The organism is Marinococcus sp. LNSP9103-4 (assembly GCF_056034345.1).
In genome coordinates this window covers 188152-210203 of record NZ_JBQLIA010000004.1, presented here as the reverse complement: position 1 = coordinate 210203, position 22052 = coordinate 188152, and the positions used below count along the sequence as shown (strand labels likewise).

The window sequence follows — 22052 nt, the reverse complement described above, 5'->3', positions numbered from 1 at the left end:
CCCCCTTTTTAAATCCAGGTTATAAATGTTTTTCCTTGAAACGGTTCATTCACAGCAAGGGTAACGGACTGGACTCCCCCAACTCCATAAAATGTCTGAATCCACAGGCCATACTGTTTTTTTACAGGCCCTGCTTCAGCTGCGACATAACCCTTTCCCGCCTCCTTTGTGACCCGCAAAGCTTCGGCCGGGACAAAGCCTTTCTCCGGAAACCACCATCCATCTGCTAGCAGAGAAGCAGTCTCTTGTCGCTCCGGCGCACTCATCAGTTTGTCTCTATTACCTGTTTCTATAACTTCTCCGCCGGCCATCACACTGACACTCTCTCCCATATCGAATGCCTCCTCGCGGTCATGCGTAACAAACATTGAGGTGATGTTTTCCTGCTCCAGTATTCCCTTCACCCAGTGACGCATTGTTTTACGTAAAGAGGCGTCCAGACTCGAAAACGGCTCATCAAGCAGTAATACTTTCGGTGTTGCAGCTATCGCCCGTGCAAGAGCTGCACGCTGCTGCTGGCCTCCGGAGCATTGATACGGATACAGTGCCCCGAGCTCCCCTATCTCCATTTTTTCGAGCAGCTGCCTGCCGGCTTTCGTGCGTTCTTTTCTAGGTATTCGTTTCATCTTCAAACCGTACGTAACGTTTTGCAGAATCGTTAAATGCGGAAAAAGCAGCGGCTGCTGAAACATTAACACGACAGGACGCTTCTCCGCGGGACTTTCGTTTACACTTGCCCCGTCAATCATCACCGTACCGCCTGAAAACGTATCAATACCCGCAATACAGCGTAAAAGCGTTGATTTTCCCGTGCCGGATTTACCGACCAGGCTTCGGTTTTCCCCCTCTTTAAGCTCGAGGTTTATGTTCCGGAGCACCTGATTGTCCTGATAGACCTTGCTTCCGTTCTGAACTGACACATATGACATATTTCCCTACCCCTACCACGATTTTAAAATTTTCGTACTTATTCTGAGTACTCCGTCAGCAGCAAGCGCAGCCGCCGCTGGAAGGGCGGCTGTCATTAATGAAAAGGCACTGACTGCTGACGGCGGCGCACTGTTTGTATACGGATAATACAATACCGCCATGGTCGTAACCGCTCCTCCTCCTATAATAACAGTCAGGGCAAATTGACTGACAGAAATTACGACGGCGAAAAAGACAGCTGTACGCACAGAAGCAGTCATCTGGGGCAGCTCAATCAGCAAAAACCTGGCGGCTGCCCCGCCACCGAGGCTTCGCGATTGTTCATACTGACTTCTTCCTATCCGCTCGTAGCCGGCACGAATGATACGAATCGTGTATGGAAGTGTCGGAAGCAGATGAAAAAAAGCGACCCCGTACCATGTATTTGCGGTACCACTTTGCAGAGCAAAAATGTGCAGACCGACAGCAAGGGCGGTAATCGGAAGAAGCACGGGGACTAAAAGCATGGCATCTATCAGTTCTTTCCCCCTGAATTCCCGGACAACAAGCGCTTTGGCTGCCGGAATGCCGACCACAAGGTTCAGAGCCGCCACGCAGAGGGCAATAAGAATCGTCTGTCCCCAGGCCTCGGCAAGCAGCGGGTCGCCAAATGGTACTCCCCAGCCGTCGAGCGTCCAGGCCGTCGGCCAAACCTCCCCAAACGGCCATTCCGTAGCGAAGCTTTGCACCATGAGCGCAAGCAAAGGGACTGCAAAGCAAAGTGCAAAAGCGGCTGCTGCTGCTTTTCTTTTCATGCTACTCCCCCCTCCATATCCGTATACGCAGCCGGCGGGTATACCACATCAGAAGTGCGCTGAGAGTAATGAATATCACGCCGATCCAGGCCGATACCGCGTAGGCATAGGGGCGCTCCTCCCAGTTTCCGCCGCTGTACCATTCAAAAATAGTAACACCAATCATTTCCGGGCGGGTTGCCCCTACCAGCCCCGGCACTTCAAAGGCACCGAAAACAAACGCAAACAGGATTACTCCTGTTTCCAGGGTTACTGCTTTTAAATAAGGCCATTCCGCGTCTTTAAATTGACGGAACGGCCCACCGCCAAGCGTCGCCACTGCATGTTTTACCGAATTGTTCATCTCAAGGTATACCGGTGCTGTCATCAGCACCACGAAAGGCACCTCTTTCCATACGTAGGATAAAATAATACCGATGCCGCCAGTATCATTTGTCAGGATAGGGAACTCTGTTCTATTGTCGATCCAGCCCATCTGCTGCGTCAGAGAGGCTGCCCATCCGCTTTGCGAAAAAAACCAGATGACAAGATAAGCCCCCACAAAATGGGGGACAGCCATTGGGACCCAGAACAGCGAACCAGCTCCGGCACTCCGCTTTTTACCAAACAATAATTTAGATGCGGTCACTCCAATCCCTAAAGAAAGCACGGTGGAAACGGCCGTCACTCCGAAACTGAAGCTGAGGCTTTCCCAAAAAGCAGGCAGCGAAGCTATCTCATTAAGGATGACTAACGGACGTCCTTCTGCGCCCAGCCGCGTACACAGTACTGCGACCGCGTAAAATGAAAGCCCTGCCGTAACGAGAAGAGCCGGCAAAAGCATAACTATCATGCTTTTACCTTTGAACAATTTCATTTTCCCACCGGTCTTCGGTCCACTCTACATAGCCCGCATCCATTTCCGGCTGATAGGCGTTGTTCAGCACTTCCGTATCCAGCACGGAATCCCCGCGGTCCTGTTCAATAAACTTCTGGCGCATCTCCCCCGAGAGCGTATCCAGATCAAGAACAGTGCTGTCCCCCCACATTGACGGCGCCTGTTTCTGCAGCTGGGCTTCCGGAGACACCAGGTAATTAATCGCAGCCATCGCTCCCGGTACATTAGTGCTGTTAAAAGGTATAGACAGATAATGGGTGTTCCCTATCGAATTGTTATCAAATACAAACGTGTCTGTTGTTTCCGGAAACGTGCCGTCCTGGATCAGGCTTTCCGCCCGAGCTTCATTGTAGCCCATGGTCATAGACACTTCGCCGTCCCGGTACAGCCGGTCCAACTGGCTGAGCGACGATGGATATGTCTCTCCGTTTCTCCATAAATCCGGCTCCATTTCCCGCAGGGTCTCCCACATACTACCGCTTTGCTCATCGATCCATTCTTCATCATAGCCCTGTTCAATAACCTGTTCGGCTTCGACATTGTTATAAATAAAATGACGCAGAAACGCGTTACCAGTAAAATCGGTCGCTTCCGGATACGTAAACTCTCCCGGATTCTCCTTCACCCATGCAGCCAGCTCTTCAATACTGTTCGGAGGCGTCTCAACCTTTTCCGTATCATACATAAAGGTAAACTGTACCGACCCCCACGGCACTTCCATCCCTTCAACCGGCGTACCGAAATCATACGCGTTTGTATCGGCCTCCATATCAATATGATTTTCAACGTTAGGGAGAGCGTCTGCAAAGGAACCGTATAAAAGCTCGTTTTCCTTTGCGTTGCGGAAATTCTCCCCGTTCAGCCAGACGATATCCATCGTCCCTTCTTCTGTGCCCGCTTCTTTTTCAGAATAAAGATTTTGCAGCGCATCTTCGGTTTCAATTGGATTCCGGTTCAGCGTAATGTCATACTGCTCCTCCAGACGCGGGGCCACCCATTCATCTATGTATTCGTTGGTTCCCTGGTCCCCGCCCCACATATGTAATTCCACGGTCGTTCCAGCGGCTTCTTCCTCAATATCCTCCCAATCCTCTTCCTCCCAGGACGTCCCACCTTCCTCTGAATCTCCGGAGCATCCTGCAACGATAAGCATCGTTCCCGTGGCTGCGATTATTTTCCAATTCATCTGCTTCAATTTCTCCCTTCATTTGTGCTTATTCCATGCTTTTTCTTTTCCCTTTTATCAGTATCTCATACATACCATGTTTATCGCCTGCACACAAAAAGACTGCCCTCTGCAGGACAGCCTTTTTAAAAATAAATACTACGCTTCTTCGCGGCGACGTTTCGTTACAGCAATCCCTGCAAGAATGAGCGCCATGCTGCCGGCAGCAATTCCCCACGGGCTCACATTCTGCTCTGAGCCGCCAAGGCCGGTCTGAGGCATTTCTTCCGGCATTGCTTCGTCAGAAGAGCTTTCTTCAAAATTCTCCGGATACTGAGCTACAATGGCGCCGGAAAGACCTTCACTCACGCCGAACATATGGCCGTAAGCTTCGCGTGTATCTTCATAGGCACTGTCGTACTCTCCCATTGTATAGCTGTCAAAAGCTCCGATCAGCTGATCCACGTGCATGCCGAGACCTTCAGAAAGTCCTTCTGCTTCCAGTTCACCTTCGGTAGCCCCTGCCAGGAATTCAGAGAACTCTGTCTGATAGTTTCCGAGGTTGTCGAGCGCTTCCTGCTTTGCTTCCTCGTCTTCTGCACCTGTCGCTTCCACGTAATCAACAAAGTAGCCGATGTGCTCGCTCCACATTTCTTCAAACTGTTCTCCTGCTTCTTCCCCGTACACGGAAGCAATTGTATCAGAGAGCTCCTGTGTATTCTGATTCAGAATTCCTGCCGCTGCTCCAAAATCCTCTGCTCCGGCTCCACCCTTCTGCATCGTCGTTACAGCGAGTGCTGCGTGTTCTGAAAGCAGGAAGTTCAGGTCCGAACGAAGATCAACCGCCGGGGTGTCCGGGGTGGTGTTGTCATACTCTTCCGGGAACTGGGCGGCAATAGCACCTGATAAGCCTTCGCTGACTCCGTACATGTGCTCAATGGCATCGCTTGACATGCTGTAGGCCTGGTCGTAATCGCCTGCAACGTAGCTGTCAAAAGCGCCGATCAGCTGATCCACGTGCATGCCGAGACCTTCTGCAGCTGCATCGGCTTCAAGTCCGCCTTCAGTAGCACTGTCAAGAAACTCTGAAAACTCTGTCTGATAGTTTCCGAGGTTGTCGAGCGCTTCCTGCTTTGCTTCCTCGTCTTCTGCACCTGTCGCTTCCACGTAATCAACAAAGTAGCCGATGTGTTCGCTCCACATTTCTTCAAACTGTGCACCTGCTTCTTCTCCGTAAACGGATGTGATAGTGCTTGTGAGATCCTGTGTATTTGCTTCTAATGCCGCGGCGGATTCTTCAAAATCATCTGCTCCGTCCGCCCCCTTCTGCATCGTCGTTACTGCCAGATAGGCGTGCTCTGAAAGATAGTGGTCCAGCTGGGCCCGGAGGTCCCCGGCCGGCGTGGCTACAGAAGCCATCATTTCCTCTGACATTTCCATATCGTCGTGGCTGTCATGACTGTCGGCTGAAGCGACTCCCGGTGCTGCCGGGATAATAACGGCGGCAGATAACGGCAGGGCTATGACGGTACGTTTCCAGTTGATGTACATGAATGAATCCCCCTTATATTTGGTTTCAGTCAGTTAACGAAACAAATATACAGTTGGATCATATTTTGTGAATTTTTTGTGAATTTTCATTTGATATAATCTCCCATGTCCCCCGGTATGAAAGCAATTCCATATAAAAAAAAGACCGGAAATTTTTTCCGGTCTTTTCGCAGCTTTAGGAAAACGGAGCTTCGAGCACTACTTCACCTTCAGGTGCTTCATTATCCGGCTCTGGTTCTCTCGTAATCGCTACGGCGTTCCAATCTTCGTTCACTGCATCCGATGGGAAGACAAGCGAACCACTTCCGTCTTCATTGGTTGTAAATGATCCGGCCGGAACCATCTGGTTACCGTCACCAACCATCCATACCTGATAGACTTCACTATTATTAAGATTTTCGAGTCCTTCTACGTGTACAGCCATTTCTCCCTGCTGCTCTGTATTAAGAAGCGTGACCGTTCCGCTTCCCTGGGAGTTTTCTGTAGCGGCAAACTCCTGGGACGCAATCACTTCGCCCGTTTCCTGCGAAGAATCTTCAAGCTCGGAAAGAGCCGTTTGCATTTCTCCAAGGTCTCCGGCGAGTTCTTCGCGTTCTTCAGCTGCCTGCTGCCACTGCGTGCCAAGGTAAACGTTCGTGCCTATGGAAGCAAGCAGTACAGCGGCCAGGGCGCCTGCTACAGCGCTCCATTTTCTTTTTGGTTTTGCCGCCGTGATTTTCTCTTCCGGCTCTCTTCCGACGACATGCTCCATAACCCGGTTTTTCATACCGGCCGGCGGGTCCTGCGGTTCGATATGCTGGGGAAGCTCTCCCATAATCGCCTGCATTTCCTCAAGCTCCTGTCTCGTCTCCTCGTTCGTTTCGAGCCAGGCTTCAAACTCCCGCTCTTCTTCTGTGGTCAAAAGACCATTTATATAATCAAACAACCAGTCTTGTTTATTACTCGCCATAATCAACCCTCCGTTCCCTGGAGAGGTGTTCTTTTAATTTCTTTAGGGCTAGCCTGATGCGGCCCTTAACAGTACCGAGCGGTATATCGCAGGACTCTGCAATCTTACGCTGGGACAGCCCCTGAAAATAAAACAGGCGGACAATTTTTTGTTGTTCCTCTGAAAGAAGCGCGATTGCCTGTTCGAGCTCTTCGTTGCTTTCCTTCAGCTCCACCTGCTCTTCCACCCCTGTCGTTTCCTCTTTTGAATCCCTCGGATCCCATTCCACTTCCGGCTTTCTTCTCCGGATGGCATCAATCGAGGCATTGCGTGTAATCGTAAGCAGCCAGGAAGAAAGCGACCCTTTATCTTTCTGGTAGACGGCGCTTCCCTTCCCCTGCCATATTTTCATAAAAACATCCTGCATGATCTCTTCGGCTATTTGCTGATCCCTGGTCATTCGGTAGGCGAATGAATAAAGCAGCCGTTCGTAACGATCATACAGAAGCTCGAGCGCTTCTCTGTCGCGCTCGCGTATGCGCTCATACAAATCGTTATCCGATAACTTCGACATAGGTCTTCTCCTTTTTTCAAAATGCGTGGGAAAAGAGGTATGTACTCAGCTTACGCAACGTACCCCAGTGTTGGATCTCTTTTCCTCGAAAAAATTTGTGTAATTCTATGGTGTATACATCTCCTTTATCTATCGTAAGCGTTTAAATCAATTCTGCCAATAAAAAAATCCCGCCCGAAAGGCGGGGGTTACACCATGTAGGTAAATACATAATGAAGGAAAAAGAGAAACGAAATTGCGTACATTACCGGCGAAACGGCCCGCGGGCTTCCAAGTGCCATCTTCAGCAGCGGATAGGCTATAAAGCCAAAGGCAATGCCGTCGGCAATGGAGTACGTGAGCGGAATAATCCCGATAACCAGATAGGCCGGGAACCATTCGGAGGCATCATCAAAGGAAATATGGCGGATTTCCTGCACCATCATCCCGCCAACAATAATCAAAACAGGAGCAATCGCACTTTCAGGAATAAATCCTAAGAGCGGGGTGAACAGGAGCGCCACCAAAAACAGCAGGCCGGTTACAACCGCCGTCAGCCCTGTTTTTCCTCCTTCTGCCACTCCAGCAGCACTTTCTGCAGCTGGAATTGTCGGCGACGTACCGAGAAAGCCGCTGCCAAACGCCGTGACCGCTGCCGCCTGATAGGAACGGCCAAATTTTTCTTTACGCTCCAGCAGGCCGTGTAACAGTCCCATACTTTCAAACACGATAATCATAGTCAGGGAAAAGACTGCCGTCCAAAACGGAATAGACGACCATGCGGAAAAGTCAGCTGCAGTAAATACCGAGGCATAGGCGCCGGTGGTTTCCGCCGCTTCTCCTGCGCTGCCGCTGCTGATTCCAAACAGTCCTGCGGCAATAGAAATAACAGCAATGCCAATCAAAAAAGCACCCTTCACTTTGCGGACGACAAGCATCAGCATAATGACAAGGCCAAAAAGCGTCAGCATCGCAGCCGGCTCTGTCAGATTGCCAAGAGCCACAAAAGTTTCCGCATCTCTCTGCACGAGCCCGCCCTTCTGCAGGCCGATAAAGGTTAAAAATACCCCGATACCGACTGTAATGCCCTGCTTGAGCGACAGCGGCACCGCTTGTGCCAGCTTTCCTGCAAGCGGCGTCAACGCCGTTATTAAAAACAGCACGCCTGAAAGAAGGACAATCGCAAGTCCCTGCTGCCATGTCCAGCCCATTCCAATCACAAGCGTATACGCGAAAAAGGCGTTCACGCCCATGCCCGGGGTCAAAATGATCGGGGCATTACCCCACAGCCCGATGAGCAGACAACCAAGGGCTGTGACGAGTGCTGTCGCCAGAAGGGCAAATTCGTACGGCATTCCTGTATCAGACAAAATAGCCGGATTAACGATTAATATATAAGCAATGGTAAAGAAGGACGTTAAGCCTGCCGTCCATTCTTTTTTTACCGTCGTCTGATGGTCCTCCAGCTGAAACAATTTTTTTAGCATGATTCATTCTCCTTTATCTTCCCGTATATGATTTTTAACCATAAAAAAGTGCCCCCGCGTGAAGGATCACGCAGAGACACGTAGTCGGGAAAATCGGCTCCCGGTAGAAACATCGAACCCAGTTCGTCCGATTATACGAGTCATTTTTGTTTGTCAGTTTTTCTTCCAATTATGGAGTATAGCTTCTTCCGGCTATTTCGTCAACTATTATTAACTTCCATTTGTCATTTCGTGTTATTCTGAATGTATAATTCGGACGCCACGGGCGTTACATAAGAGGTGACGGGAATGAACGTAGTAGCAATTGATATGGACGGCACTCTTCTCCATTCAAAAAAATATATATCTGAACAGAATGCCAAAGCATTAAAACGGATGCGGGTGGAAGGACATAAGCTCGTCATTGCAACCGGCAGGGGCATTGAAGACGTGGAGCATCTGCTCGAGGATGCCGGCCTTGAAGCTGATGGCATCGTTTCGCTGAACGGAGCCATCGTAAACCAGGGGCGCTCCGTAGTGGATGAAAACGTAATCGAAAAGGACACAGCGCTCCGCGTTGTACAGTCGCTTGAAGACTTTGGCGTTTATTTTCATGTTTACACGAACAAAGGCATGTTTTATATGCCGAAGGGCTGGCAGTATTTTATGGAGGACGCCCATGAGTTCGCAAAAGAAGAGAACGATTATGAGGATCGTATGGCAGAATTCAAGCGCAAGGAGGAATACAATACGGGGCGCTTTCATATGCACCAGCTCCGCTCCCTCGAAGAGATTGAGGGCGAAGACGTGCATATTTACAAATTTTTGATGCTTTCCCCGCTCGAGGATAAGCTTGCTGCTGTCCGAAGCGCGTGGAAAATCCGCCAGGACGTTTCCATTACGTCCTCAGGCCGGGACAATCTGGAATTTATGCACCCAAATACCGAAAAAGGAGCCGGTCTCCATCACCTGCGCATTCAGGCAGGGTGGGAGGAGGCAGTTACGTTTGCGATCGGTGACAACTTTAACGACGTATCCATGTTCCGCTACGCTGATACTGCCATCGCTATGGAAAATTCCGAACAGGAGGTAAAACTGCTTGCCGATGAAGAGACGAGTCATAATGATGATCACGGAGTCGCTCAGGCTGTATATGACTACGTGCTCTCTTCCACGAAACGAAAAGCAGAGCCGCGCTAAAAACATTCAATAAAAAAACCGTCTGCTGCGGCTTTTGCCACAGCAGGCGGTTTTATTTTACGACAAGCACCGGACATTGTACGCGTTTTACCACTTTGTGGCTGACGCTGCCAAGCACCATCGTCTGCACTTGATTCAGCCCCCGGCTGCCGATTACGAGGCAGTCATATGACCCACTGTTCGCGAAAGAGACGATAGTCGGCCCCGGTTCTCCGTGCTCGATATGGACCTCATAAGAAATACCCGCTTCTTTCAGGTCGCTTTCGAGATCTTCAAGCTGCTCCCGGCGCTTCATCTGAATAATTTCTTTGTTTCCGTAATGCAGCACGTCCGATTTGGATTGATCTTTATCAATAATATAAATGACGTCCAAATGCCCGTCCGGCACATTTTTTAATAGCTTTACCGCATGCCCTGAAGCACGACGGGCATGGTCGGATCCATCTGCAGCGAGTAACACTTTTTGGTACACAGACATTCCCCTCTCTATTAACAATTCTTCGTTCTCTATAATTATTTCTTAATGACCGGAAGACATTCCTTCAAGCTTGCGCATTAATTCCGAGCTTTCTTCATTAATGCTTGTAAAGTGTACTTTGGTGCCTTCCTGTTTAAACTTCAGTCTGACTTTTTCAATCGCTTCGACCGCCGAGTCATCCCAAAGGTGGGTTCGTGATAAATCAATTTCCACTCTATCGAATTTCTCTTTGTAATCAAAGCTCTTCACAAAGTCAGTTACCGAAGCGAAAAACAACGGCCCGTCCACGTGGTACACCCGTGTGGTTTCATCCTTAACGGTTTTACTAACATGAACCTTTGAAATTTTAGCTGCAAAGAAAATAGCACTCAAAATAACGCCGGCAACCACACCGATCGCAAGGTTATGCGTGTACACGACTGTAACTACTACGAGAATCATCACCGTAGAGTCGGTTTTTGGCGCCTTGGCTATGGTCGGCAGGGAGCCCCAGTCGAATGTGCTGATCGCTACCATGATCATGACCCCTGCAAGTGCTGCCATTGGAATTTGCACCACAAGACTCTGGAAAACAATGATAAGAAGAAGCAGTACAACCCCTGCCGTAAAAGCAGAAAGCCTGCCTGTCCCACCGGATTTCACATTGATCACGGACTGGCCAAGCATAGCGCAGGCCGCCATACCACCAAAAAAGCCGGTTACAATATTGGAAATCCCCTGGCCGCGGGACTCTGTATTTTTATCACTTTCCGTATCCGTCATGTCGTCGACAATCGTCGCGGTCAGCAGTGATTCAAGCAAACCTACAACAGAAAGCGATAATGCGTATGGAAGGATAATCAGGAGCGTCTCAAAGTTTAACGGAATATCAGGAAACAGAAATACCGGTAAAGATGACGGCAGAGTTCCCATATCGCCTACCGTTTGAGCATTGATGCCTCCAAACACTGCAACTAAACTTACAATAATGATTGCTACAAGCGTAGAAGGCACGGCTCCTGTAAGCTTCGGAAATAAATAAATAATAATAAGAGTAATCCCTGCTAATATAAACGGCCAGTAGCCGTTGCCCTGGAAGTACTCTAATTGGGAGGTGAAAATCATAATCGCCAGGGCGTTGACGAAGCCCACCATTACCGATCTGGGAATAAACTTCATCCAGCGGGCAAGACCGCTGAAGCCTACGATTAATTGGATAATGCCCGTTAAAATTGTTGTTGCAAGCAGATACTGCAGTCCATGATCAGCTATCAGGGTAACCATCAATAATGCCATTGCCCCTGTAGCGGCTGAGATCATGCCCGGCCGTCCCCCTACAATCGCAATCATTACTGCCATACTAAAAGAAGCATAAAGCCCTACTTGAGGGTCTACACCCGCCACGATGGAAAATGCGATTGCTTCCGGAATCAGTGCGAGTGCTACTACAATTCCTGCCAGCACGTCACCCCTAATATTTCCGAGCCACTCCATTTTCAGTTTTGAAAAATCCAAACCTTTTTTCTCCTCTCTTTTTTTATACTCTTTATCCTTGGTGCATGCGGGCATTCCGGCCTGTTGCGCGCCTCACATGCTTTCTTTTTTCAGGCTTTCATCTGTATGAAAACCAACGTCACGAACCATCAAATTGTAGCACATCACACTAACTTTTCAATAGATAACGTGAAAGTTTTTAATGTAAACGCTCTATCATATCGGGCTTTTTTCCATTGATTGAAATTCGGAAAACTCGGGAAAACCAATTAGCGAGATATCTATGAGGAGGAGTCAATATGTACGGTACTTTTGTTTTTGATGTAGATGGCACGCTTATTAATACGGAAGATGCTATTATTAAATCCCTGAGGCGAGCTGTCGAGGAAACTACGGGAGAAGTTATTGAAAACGAAAACCTGCGCCCGCTTCTCGGCATGCCGGAGAAGGACGTTTTGGACCGGCTCGGGCTGCAGGATGATGAACGCCGCACGGTCCAGGAAAAATGGAGCATGTACCTTGAGGACAACCGGTTTTTGATTGATATTTTCCCCGGCATTCAGGAGCTGCTCGAAGGACTGAATATTCAGGGCTACCAGGTTGGTATCGTCACCTCCAAAACCCGTGAAGCCTTTGAACATGAAATGAAACCCTTCGGCCTGCAGCAGTTTGCTTCTTACATTATCAGTGCCGACGACACTACCCATCATAAGCCTTCTCCGGAACCGCTCCGGGCATTCATGGAAAAAAGCGGAGCAGAAGCCTTCAACACTATCTATATCGGCGACACCCAGCATGATAGTGAAAGTGCTGAAAAAGCAGGCACTGCTTTCGGTTTAGCCGGTTGGGGCGCGGTTCACCCGGAAAAAACGTCGCCGACGCTGCGTTTTGAACGTCCCGAAGAAATTTTGGAATATGTCACAAACGCCCCGTCATCCTGATAAATATAGAAAGGGCTGCCCGGACGACCGGACAGCCCTGTTTTTATGCCTTTCTTTCCCATTCACTGTAAAATTCCTCCAGATAACTGACCATAAACCGCTGGCGTTTTGTAGCGATCGATAGGCCCGTATCTGTATTCATCATTCCTTTCAGCCTCAGCAGTTTATCGAAAAAGTGCTGAATCGCGCTGTTCCGTTCGTTCCGGTACTCCGGACGCGGATCATGAAGCGGCTGATGGATGTGTCCAGTATATGCAAATGTACGGGCAATCCCGATCGCACCGAGGGCATCCAGGCGGTCCGCATCCTGCACTACTTTTCCTTCCAGAGTCTCCGGTGCCCGTTCTTTATGGTGCCGGAAGGAAATCGAAGAAATAATCTGCATAATATGATGCTTCAATTCTTCATCGGCTTCATTTTGCTCAAGCCAGCGCATGATTTTTTCTTCTCCGTCTTCCCCCTCTTCGAGAAGCTTTTCATCCCCTATGTCATGAAGCCAGGCTGCGAGAATACATACATCAGGGTCAGCCCCTTCTTTTTCAGCGATGTCCCCTGCAAGCGCAGCCACCCGCTCAGTGTGCCAATAGTCATGTGCGGGATCTGTATGGGCAAAGAACGCCCATGCCTCCTGCTTCGCTTCATGAATCAGCTGCCTGATATCCATAAGAACCTCTCCTTCCGACTATCTCTTTCTTTATATTATACCTTTTGCAATCGTTATTGTATGTACTTTTATTCCCTTATTTCAGGAGTAATATGCTAAAATACGGGCATGGAAAACGTACGGAAGATAGTATTTCCAGCGTTGCAAGGAGGATGAGGATTGGCTTTATTTGTTCCGGAAGCTATACGCCAGATGACCGATGAAACTACATATTTAGAAGGCAAACGCCTGTATGATTTATATAAAATCGCCCATATGACAGAAGAAACCCTGATGCAGACCCGGCATGTGGAAGCAGTCGTAAAGGACACTCCTTTTCCGGAAGACGTTTTTATTGCCGTTGACGGGAGCCATACCATTCAGGAAATGTACTGTTCCTGCGACCGTTTTTATCATTCCTCGTCTGCTCCATGCCGCCATCTTGTTGCCCTGCTGCTCGAAGCTCCTGCCTTCACCAGCCCTCCGGCTTCGCCTGTTTCCGCTGCCTCGGCCGGAAAAGATACAGTGAAAGATCAGTTCCTGGAATACTTTTCGCCCTTTCAGTCAAAGGTAGAGGACATAGGCACGCAGATACATGCTGATTTTTCACTATCTTTTCCTGTAGATAACCGGAGGCCCGACGTTTTATTTCCAGTCGTCCAGGTGAAGATTGGAGAAAACCAGCGATACGCTGTGAAAAACATTTATCAGTTTATTGAAGCAATGAAAAACGAGACCCCCTTCCGCCTGGCTCCTTCTTTAATATTTGATCCTGTCTCCCACTATTTTTCAGAGGAAGATCTTCATGTCCTTCAGCTGCTTGCTTCTGTGCTTCGGCATGAGGAATCGGGGTCTTCCTTTCAGGAGCAGTGGATAGCAAGAAGCGGAACGAAGAGGGAAATCGCGGTGCCGCCTTATGCAGTCGAAAAGCTTTTCAGCCTGCTCGACCTCTGCCCGAATGCCTATATCACAGATACATACGGTGAAAGGCCCTGGAACGTGACAGACAATTGGCCGTATTCTTTTTTTCTCAGTTATGAAAAGGAATCGGATACGCTGATTTTCTCCACCCCACAACAGGAAACGCCGTCTTTTATCAGCGAGAGCATATATTGTTTGTGGAACGGACAGCTGTACTGCCCGGAAAAGGAACTGGCGCGAACCGCAGCTGCCGCCCAGCGAATGCTTATCCAGGCAGCAGGGCAGCGCCTCGTTTTTTCCCGACTGGAGTTTCTCGATACCTTTTTACACTGGGGCGCTCCGTTAATGAATCACCACTGCCTGGAAATGAATGAGAAGCTGGAGGAAAATCTTCACATAGAGCCGCTGCAGACAGCCCTTTACCTTTCAAAAGGTACCGGAGGTAAAATTACCGGAGAGTTAATTTACCGTTACGGATTTAAAGAGTACAGTGCCTTCCGGCCGGACCCTGTGCCGTCTGTCGAAGATTCTTATTTTATGCCCCGGGACCGGCAGCAGGAACACCTGCAGCTCCAACGGCTGCAGAAGAAAGGATTCCTTCAGGAAAATGACCGTTTCGTCCTTGCTTCCCCAAAAAATATTATTGGTTTTTTATCGAAGGAGCTGGCAGCGCTGCGGCCTTATATGGACATCTTCATGAGTGAAGAAGTTGAAAATATGCTTATTCCAGGGGACAGCCTGTCGTTACTTTCTGACATTCATGCCGATGAGGGATGGATGGAGCTGTCGCTTGCCTCGTCTGTAACAGACGCTTTAGAAACACCCGGGGTCTGGAAGGCAATCCAGGAAGGACAGGACTTCTATAAAACAGATGACGACCGGTACCTGCCTCTCGATGATGAGCTGCTGCAGCGCCTCGCCCGCGCCCTACAGCAAATGCCGAAGCCGGACCAGTCCAAAGAAGGCGGTGCAGTGCGTTATCCGGCCCATCAGGCGTTCAATCTGGATAAACACCTTTCCGGCACTCCCCGCTGGCAGACGACCCTTGAGGTCGATGACATGCTTGAAAACATCCGGCGGGCTGCTGAAAGCCATAAATTACTTGCCGAGCCGGCCGGCGTAAAGCTGCGGACGTATCAGCGTGAAGGGATCCAGTGGATGAAGCAGCTGGCCGCCTACCGCTTTGGCGGCATTCTGGCAGACGACATGGGCCTTGGAAAAACGCTGCAGGCGCTGGGCTTTATTGCGACAGAATGCAAAGAGAACCCCGGAGGAGAACCATTTGTTATTATCGCTCCCTCCTCACTTTTATATAATTGGAAAAAAGAAACGGAACGCTTTTTTCCATCTTTAAACACCACAGTTGTTTCCGGAAGCAAAAAAGAACGGGAGCAGCAGATCCAGCAGCAGAGCGATATTTTCATCACCTCCTATCCTCTGATCCGCCGGGACGTTGAATGGTACGGAGAAACATTTTTCCGCGGCATTCTGCTCGATGAGGCCCAGGCGGTCAAAAATGCCGGATCTAAAACAGCAAAGGCCGTAAAGCAGCTCCGGAGTAAATACTGCTTTGCGCTGAGCGGTACCCCGGTGGAAAACAGGCTTGATGAGCTGAGATCGATATTCAGCGTCGTGATGCCCGGGCTCTTTCCAAACAAAAAGCTGTTTTCTTCCTGGAGTCCCGAAGAGGTGAGAGACAGAGCATCTCCTTTTATTATGCGCCGCACGAAAAAAGAAGTGCTCCAGGAGCTCCCTGAAAAGGTTGAAACGACCACTTACTGTGATCTGTTAACGAGTCAGGCGGACATATACAAAAAAACGCTGCAGAACGTGCAGCAGGAGGCAGGCGCTCTCCTTGAAGAAGGAGCGGACTCCAACCGGATGCACCTTCTTTCCCTTTTAACCCGCCTGCGCCAGATCTGCTGCCACCCTTCGCTTGTGGAGCCCGAATATCAAAGCTCATCCGGAAAGCTTGAAGAACTCGTGCGTATCCTTCATGAGGGCACGGCCAATGGCCAGCGGGTACTCGTTTTTTCCCAGTTCACTTCTATGCTGGCTCTTATTAAAAACCGTCTGGCAGAAGAAGGCATCGATTACTATTATCTTGATGGGAGCACTCCAGGAGAGGAACGGGTACGACTTGCTGAAACCTTCAACGAAGAAGAAGGCCCGGACGTCTTCTTGATTTCATTGCGCGCTGGCGGCACCGGTCTTAACCTTACCGGAGCGGACACCGTAGTACTGTATGACCTATGGTGGAATCCGGCGGTGGAAATGCAGGCAGCTGACCGCGCCCACCGTCTCGGCCAGACTAAGACAGTTCAGGTAATCCGGCTTATCACTCATGAAACCATCGAAGAAAAAATTCAGCACATGCAGGAGGAAAAACGACACCTGTATGACCAGGTCATCACTGATGAACAGAACAGCCTGAACACGCTAAGCGAAAATGATATCCGCCTGCTGTTAACCGGAAAAGCGCAGGAAACCTGATTAGCGGTGGATGCTCTGGAGGAGATTGGCCCATATAAATTAAAGAAGCAGAGGCGCCTGATCGGACGCTTCTGCTTCTTTATTTACTGTTATTGTTCCGGAAGATATCCGGCTACCAATTCGACCAGCGGGTGATGAGCAGGAAGCTCAGCGTAATGGCTTAAAGCTCCTTTGTACCCTTCCCGGTCGATCGTGTTCTGAAGCTCTACGGCCTCCCCGTCTTCAGTTACGTTAAACTGAAGAGCGGCGGCGATGACAAAAGCCAGTGCTTCCGGGCGTTCCCCTGCTTCCTGCAGTTCCACCGCAGGACGGACTAAACGATCCTTCGGACCAAGCTTCCGGATCGGCCCGCGGCCTACCCGGGTCACGGGATCGGAAAGATATTCGTTTGAAAATCTTCCTTTGATTTTTGCCTGGTACTCGTTCTGTTCTTTTTCACCGAAGCCATGCTTAATTTGCAGCAGGCGGCCAGTTTCCCGAATCGCCGCTTCAAATGCACCAGCCACCTCCGGGTGATCCATCGCTTCCTTCGTCGTTTCACACCCGTATAAAAAACCGACATAAGCAAGGGCTGCATGGCCGGTATTTACCGTAAACAGCTTCCGCTCAATATACGGGGTCAGGTCATCCACATACGTAACCGCTGGTATATCCGGAGTTTTTCCCTTCAGCGAAGGGGCTTCCACCGCCCATTCCAAAAATGGCTCGACGACCACCTTCAGTCCCTGGCCCTCAGGCTGGTTCGGAACAATGCGGTCTACTGCAGCATTGGCAAATCCGGCAAAATTAGCGGCTTCTGCTTTTTCTTCCTCCGTCAGCTGCTCCCAGATATATTTTTTCAATTCCGCCGTTCCGGCCACCATATTTTCGCAGGCTATAATATTAACCGGGCTGGCGTGCCCTTCAGCAGCTTTTTGTTTTAATGCTTTTGCAATAACGGGAGCTACATGCTTTAATACTGCCGGCCCGACGGCTGTTGTAATCAAATCCGCTTCCGCCAGCTTCTGTACGAGAGCCTCTTCCTCTTTCGCACTGTGAAAAGCCTGAACCCCCGAAATGGTTTTCGCAGAAGCTCCGTCTTCGGCGAGCTCTACCACATATTCCCCTTCGGCCTTCAGCTGATCAATCAAAGTATCATTTACATCTGCAAAATACAGCTCATACCCGGCATCAGAGAGCACCTGCCCAATAAAGCCACGGCCAATGTTACCAGCGCCTATTTGTACTGCTATCATGAGAGTTCAACCTCACCAATCACCTCGAGCAGCTCTTCTTTGGATGAAGCCTGGACCATTTTCTCAATGTTATCTTCATCGGAGCATACAATCGCAATCTTCGATAAAATGTTCAGATGTTCATCGCCTTTGCCAGCAATACCTATCAGAATTCGTACATTGTTGCCGTCAAAGTCCACCCCGTCCGGCACCTGAATGACTGACAAACCGGAATGGTCCACCCATTCGCGCGAGTCTTCCGTACCGTGCGGAATCGCAACGCCGTTCCCCATGAAGGTTGATGTTACTTTTTCGCGCTCGAGCATACTGTCAATGTAGTTTTGCTGCACATATCCATTATCGACAAGAACGCCTCCCGCTTCACGGATGGCTTCTTCCTTTCCTCCGAGCGATACGTTCAATTTTACATTTTCCTGCTGCAGTACTGGTTTAGTCATATGATTTCTCTCCTTCTCCTCAATTTATTTTCCGTTTCAACCATTCCCGAAAAACTTCATCAATATGCTTTTGAATGTCATTTTCTTCCCCACTCCTGAGGACATCCAGCCGATCGGGGTTCATCAGCATCTCTTCACTGATGGTACTCATCAGCTCAAATACTTCTTTTCGTTCCTGTTCCGGTGCAAGCATGACCAAAACACGGTCAACGTCCGTTGTTTTACCATCCATGGCTGTCAGCGCCTGTGGTGCTTCGAGCTCCCACAGCGTCAGAGACGGTTCACTCACCATAGCGCTTCTTGTATGAAATAATGCCACATTGGTTTCGGGAATCGCAAAGCCCTTCGCCTGCTTTTCCCAGATTTCTTCTGCGATACTTCCCGCATCCTGTACGATATTTTCTTTCTTCAGCTCGTCCATGATCCAATGAACTGCCTGTTCTGCGTTCTGTCCGCCCTCTACTTTTCTCATATAAAAGCGGTGATACATCTGTACGGTTAAATCTACGCAAAGCTGTATTTCATATAAACTGAGCGTTGTTTCATGTGCTTCCTTCCGCTTCACTGACACCCCGGCTCTGCTCTGCTGACGGTAGATCGAGTCCGCTGACCGAAGGATTGCTCTCGTATCTTCTTCATTTAGAAAAGGATGAACCACTAAATGTGGAAGCGGCTGCGGATCCAGGGGGATCGTAGAGATAATTAAATCGTAGCCGTCCATATTCATTTCCTCGAGATCGAGCAGACTCACATTTTCGAGATCTCCGAGCACGGGAATTTCTTTTCGCAGCCGGCTTTCAAGCAGCTTCGAGGAGCCGATGCCGCTCGAGCATACGACAAGCGCATGCAGGGGAGCGGCAGCCTCTTCCCGCTCTATTGCCGTTCCGAAATGCAGGACCAGAAAACCAACCTCGGCATCCGGAAGATAGCTTTCCGTAAATACGGTGTCCGCTGCCTGCCGAAGATTTGCGAACAAATCAGCATAATTTTCTTTAATAGATTCCATCAGTGGATTATGGATTCTCATGTTTTCACTAAGCCGGTACAATGCCGGCTCGAGATGGGCAACCAGCCCTTCATACAGGGAATGGTTTTTCTCAAGCGGTTCTCCCGTTAATTTTTCCATCTCGCGAATCAGCGCTTTTGCTTTTAAGGCTACCGGGAGGTGATCCACCTCCAGCTGGTTTTCCACCGGCGTCCGGAGCTTTGCCCCCCGCAGATGCATTGTAATATAGCCAATTTCCGCTTCAGGAATGGACAGTTCAAGCACACGCTCAAGCTTTCGAATGATGGCCTCTGCAATCGCGAACTCTTTTGTGTCACGCAGGTTCTCCATGTAGTCCGCATTAATATCTATGCTTTCTCCTACAGAGATTCGCTCAATCGCTAAAGTTAAATGGACGATCAGTCCGATATAAGCACTGTCGGCAAAATTCTTCGGAAGCTGATCCTGCATGTTTGAAAGCACCTGCTCCACCGTCGACCAGTGGTTTTCTCCAACCATATCGAGCAGACGTTCAGCTACGCGGCCCTGTTCGGTCTGCACATTTCGCTCGTAAATGTGGTGGCGGATCGAGCTGAGCAGTTCCTTTTCTTCCACATTTTCTGCAATCAGGCTGCTCATCGCCCGTCGTTTAGCTGCTTCCGCTCCCTGCACTTCCACCCCGTAGCCTCTGCGTCTCACAAGTGTTAGTGAAAATAGCTCAAGCCAGTCTTTGAGTTTATCCAAATCCTGGCTGATCGTTGCTATAGTTACTTTTAATTCTGCACCGAGCGCCGTTAATTTCACGGGGCCGTCCGATTCAAGAATGAGACAAATCAGCAGGGTACGGCGTTCATCCGGCGTATATTCAATAACAGCGGGACGCTGGAGACGGAGTTTGATTTCTTCGATATCTTCTTCCGTCCCCTTAAGCCGCACTCCGCTTCCTGTCCGTCTTTCGAGTTCAACCTGTTCGCCGGCAAGCCAACCTGCCAGCTTATCAAGGTCCCGATGGATGGTCCGGGAGCTTACATTAATTTCTTCAGCTATTTCAGCCACTGGCTTTAGTTCCTGATGATGCAGAAGGTGCAGCAGTAGTTCGCGCTCCCGGCCTGTGAGGTATTCCATCGGTTTCCCTCCTTATTCTCTTGTTTTTAGATCTTCAACCACTTCGTCGTACTTGTCGCTGCCGAGGAAATTTTCCACCGAAACATGTTCTGCGTCCGGCCGTTTCTGCCGTGCCCGTTCAGTTAAATCCTTGTGCGTAATGATCAGATCCGCGTCGTCCGGAATGTTCGAGATCGATGTGTTCGATACACTGATATCGAGTCCGGCCTTTTTCACCTTGTCCTTCATCACCGACGCTCCCATGGCACTTGAGCCCATACCAGCATCGCAGGCAAAAATGATTTTGTTAACCGGCGGCTTTGCCGCTGCCGCTGTTCCAGCAGAAGAGCTTTCTTCCACACCTTTTTTCTGCTTCAGATCTTCAACCACTTCGTCGTACTTGTCGCTGCCGAGGAAGTTTTCCACCGAAACATGTTCTGCGTCTGGCCGTTTCTGCCGTGCCCGTTCGGTTAAATCCTTGTGCGTAATGATCAGATCCGCGTCGTCTGGGATGTTCGAAATTGACGTGTTCGTTACGCTGATATCGAGCCCGGCCTTTTTCACCTTGTCCTTCATGACGGATGCTCCCATGGCGCTTGATCCCATACCGGCATCGCAGGCAAAGACAATTTTGTTAACGTCTTTATCCAAATAAGCACCGGTGTCTGCTTCAGCCGTACCTGCATTGGAATGAAGCGCAGAAGCTGCAGAGCTTTTCTTCCCTTTCATGCTTTCCATCTTCGCTGTGGATTCTTCAAGTGTTTCTCCTTCATTGGAGCTGAACTTTAGAATCAGGGAAGCGATAATAAAGGATACGGCAGCTGAAAGCACTACGCCCAGTAAGACTCCAATGAAATCTCCAGGGGCTGCAAGGCCGAGTACCGGGAAAATACTTCCTGGTGACGGAACGCTTGTAAGGCCAACGTTGAACAGGGAGAACGTGAATACCCCGGTCATGCCGCCTGCGATAGCTGCAAGAATTGTGAGAGGTTTTGACAATACATACGGGAAGTAAATTTCATGAATACCGCCCAGGAATTGAATAATCATAGCACCCGGAGCGGAAGCTTTCGAAATTCCTGTGCCAAATATTGCAAATGCAAGCAGAATCCCTACACCGGGACCTGGGTTTGGCTCGAGCAGATACAGAATTGATTTTCCGGCGGAAGCCACCTGTTCTGCTGCAATAGGACTAAGAACTCCGTGGTTAATAGCGTTGTTTAAAAACAGCACCTTCGCCGGTTCAATAATAATACTCGTTAACGGCAGCAGGCCTGTGTTGACCAGAAAGTCCACCGCTCCGCTTAAAACGTTCGTTAACCATTCCACGATCGGCCCGATGGCAAGAAGGCCGAAGATAGCCAGAATGAAGCCGATAATTCCTGCGGAAAAGTTGTTTACGAGCATTTCAAAGCCCTGGCGGATTTTCCCTTCAACCAGTCTGTCGAATCCTTTAACGGCAATACCGCCGAGCGGCCCCATTGCCATAGCTCCGAGGAACATTGGAATGTCAGCGCCGGCCACAACGCCTATTGTGGCGACTGCGCCAACGACCCCGCCGCGAACGTCATGGACAATTTTTCCGCCCGTATAACCAATTAAAAGCGGAAGCAGGTAAATGATCATCGGATCTACCAGTGTTGCCAGAGTTTCGTTCGGCAGCCATCCGGATTCGATAAATAATGCCGTAATCAGTCCCCATGCAATAAAAGCACCGATATTCGGCATGATCATGCTGCTTAAAAAGCTTCCGAACTTTTGAATTCTTGAACGGATGCTTTTCTTCTGCGGTGCATTTTCTGTTGATGCACTCATTGTGGTTCCCCCTTTTTTGGTCCAAATATATTGATGACAATAATGAAATGATTTCTTGATGAA

Annotated in this window: 18 protein-coding genes and 1 riboswitch; of the genes, 3 read left to right on the top strand and 15 right to left on the bottom strand. The window is 49.5% G+C overall.

The window, feature by feature from the left end; all coding sequences use genetic code 11:
• Window positions 1-8 precede the first annotated feature (8 nt).
• The 8 genes from ACTRXG_RS04835 to ACTRXG_RS04800 all read right to left on the bottom strand — a co-directional run bounded on the left by ACTRXG_RS04835 (window position 9) and on the right by ACTRXG_RS04800 (window position 8285).
• On the bottom strand, window positions 9-929 hold the full coding sequence (locus ACTRXG_RS04835; RefSeq protein WP_474284204.1) for an ABC transporter ATP-binding protein: 921 nt from the start codon (window positions 927-929) through the stop codon (window positions 9-11).
• Between the two features lie 12 nt (window positions 930-941).
• Window positions 942-1724, bottom strand: a complete 783-nt coding sequence (locus ACTRXG_RS04830) for an ABC transporter permease (protein ID WP_474284203.1) — start codon at window positions 1722-1724, stop codon at window positions 942-944.
• 1 nt (window position 1725) lies between these two features.
• The gene (locus tag ACTRXG_RS04825) at window positions 1726-2580 is read right to left on the bottom strand and encodes an ABC transporter permease (RefSeq protein WP_474284202.1); all 855 of its coding nucleotides are present in this window, start codon (window positions 2578-2580) and stop codon (window positions 1726-1728) included.
• Window positions 2561-3787 carry an ABC transporter substrate-binding protein gene (locus tag ACTRXG_RS04820; RefSeq protein ID WP_474284201.1) on the bottom strand — a complete coding sequence of 409 codons (1227 nt, stop codon included), beginning with the start codon at window positions 3785-3787 and terminating at the stop codon, window positions 2561-2563. Before ACTRXG_RS04820 ends, ACTRXG_RS04825 begins: the two co-directional genes overlap by 20 nt.
• A gap of 138 nt (window positions 3788-3925) precedes the next feature.
• Entirely contained in the window at window positions 3926-5317 is a 1392-nt protein-coding gene (locus tag ACTRXG_RS04815) for a copper amine oxidase (protein WP_474261419.1), read from the bottom strand.
• Between the two features lie 175 nt (window positions 5318-5492).
• Window positions 5493-6266, bottom strand: coding sequence for an anti-sigma factor (locus ACTRXG_RS04810; protein WP_474284200.1), 774 nt, complete (start codon window positions 6264-6266; stop codon window positions 5493-5495).
• On the bottom strand, window positions 6256-6819 hold the full coding sequence (locus ACTRXG_RS04805; RefSeq protein WP_474261421.1) for an RNA polymerase sigma factor: 564 nt from the start codon (window positions 6817-6819) through the stop codon (window positions 6256-6258). The genes ACTRXG_RS04810 and ACTRXG_RS04805 overlap by 11 nt, the downstream gene beginning before the upstream one ends.
• A gap of 188 nt (window positions 6820-7007) precedes the next feature.
• Window positions 7008-8285, bottom strand: a complete 1278-nt coding sequence (locus ACTRXG_RS04800) for an NCS2 family permease (RefSeq protein WP_474284199.1) — start codon at window positions 8283-8285, stop codon at window positions 7008-7010.
• Window positions 8286-8346: 61 nt separating this feature from the next.
• Window positions 8347-8444, bottom strand: a riboswitch (purine riboswitch).
• Window positions 8445-8573: 129 nt separating this feature from the next.
• Between ACTRXG_RS04800 and ACTRXG_RS04795 the strand changes: the two genes are divergently transcribed.
• Window positions 8574-9464 carry a Cof-type HAD-IIB family hydrolase gene (locus ACTRXG_RS04795; protein ID WP_474284198.1) on the top strand — a complete coding sequence of 297 codons (891 nt, stop codon included), beginning with the start codon at window positions 8574-8576 and terminating at the stop codon, window positions 9462-9464.
• A gap of 52 nt (window positions 9465-9516) precedes the next feature.
• On the opposite strand, the gene ACTRXG_RS04790 is transcribed toward ACTRXG_RS04795, so the two are convergent.
• On the bottom strand, window positions 9517-9942 hold the full coding sequence (locus tag ACTRXG_RS04790; protein ID WP_474284197.1) for a universal stress protein: 426 nt from the start codon (window positions 9940-9942) through the stop codon (window positions 9517-9519).
• Window positions 9943-9984: 42 nt separating this feature from the next.
• Window positions 9985-11436 (bottom strand): SulP family inorganic anion transporter, encoded by a 1452-nt coding sequence (locus tag ACTRXG_RS04785; protein WP_474284196.1) that lies wholly within the window; start codon window positions 11434-11436, stop codon window positions 9985-9987.
• Window positions 11437-11714: 278 nt separating this feature from the next.
• Between ACTRXG_RS04785 and ACTRXG_RS04780 the strand changes: the two genes are divergently transcribed.
• A complete protein-coding gene (locus tag ACTRXG_RS04780; protein WP_474284195.1) occupies window positions 11715-12356 on the top strand; it encodes an HAD family hydrolase in 642 nt (213 codons plus the stop codon).
• Window positions 12357-12399: 43 nt separating this feature from the next.
• Here the strand turns inward: ACTRXG_RS04780 and ACTRXG_RS04775 are convergent, their stop codons facing one another.
• Window positions 12400-13020: an HD domain-containing protein gene (locus ACTRXG_RS04775; protein ID WP_474261427.1), complete on the bottom strand. Its 621-nt coding sequence runs from the start codon at window positions 13018-13020 to the stop codon at window positions 12400-12402.
• A gap of 159 nt (window positions 13021-13179) precedes the next feature.
• Between ACTRXG_RS04775 and ACTRXG_RS04770 the strand changes: the two genes are divergently transcribed.
• Window positions 13180-16413 carry a DEAD/DEAH box helicase gene (locus ACTRXG_RS04770; protein WP_474284194.1) on the top strand — a complete coding sequence of 1078 codons (3234 nt, stop codon included), beginning with the start codon at window positions 13180-13182 and terminating at the stop codon, window positions 16411-16413.
• An 89-nt stretch (window positions 16414-16502) separates the two neighbouring features.
• On the opposite strand, the gene ACTRXG_RS04765 is transcribed toward ACTRXG_RS04770, so the two are convergent.
• Genes ACTRXG_RS04765 through ACTRXG_RS04750 form a run of 4 tightly spaced genes read right to left on the bottom strand, consistent with a single transcriptional unit; the run spans window position 16503 to window position 21989 of the window.
• Entirely contained in the window at window positions 16503-17648 is a 1146-nt protein-coding gene (locus ACTRXG_RS04765) for a mannitol-1-phosphate 5-dehydrogenase (protein ID WP_474284193.1), read from the bottom strand.
• The gene (locus ACTRXG_RS04760) at window positions 17645-18085 is read right to left on the bottom strand and encodes a PTS mannitol transporter subunit IIA (protein ID WP_322527037.1); all 441 of its coding nucleotides are present in this window, start codon (window positions 18083-18085) and stop codon (window positions 17645-17647) included. The genes ACTRXG_RS04765 and ACTRXG_RS04760 overlap by 4 nt, the downstream gene beginning before the upstream one ends.
• Window positions 18086-18104: 19 nt before the next feature.
• Complete coding sequence (locus ACTRXG_RS04755; RefSeq protein ID WP_474284192.1) at window positions 18105-20195, bottom strand: BglG family transcription antiterminator; 2091 nt, start codon at window positions 20193-20195, stop codon at window positions 18105-18107.
• A 12-nt stretch (window positions 20196-20207) separates the two neighbouring features.
• On the bottom strand, window positions 20208-21989 hold the full coding sequence (locus ACTRXG_RS04750) for a PTS mannitol transporter subunit IIBC (protein WP_474261431.1): 1782 nt from the start codon (window positions 21987-21989) through the stop codon (window positions 20208-20210).
• Between the last annotated feature and the right edge of the window lie 63 nt (window positions 21990-22052).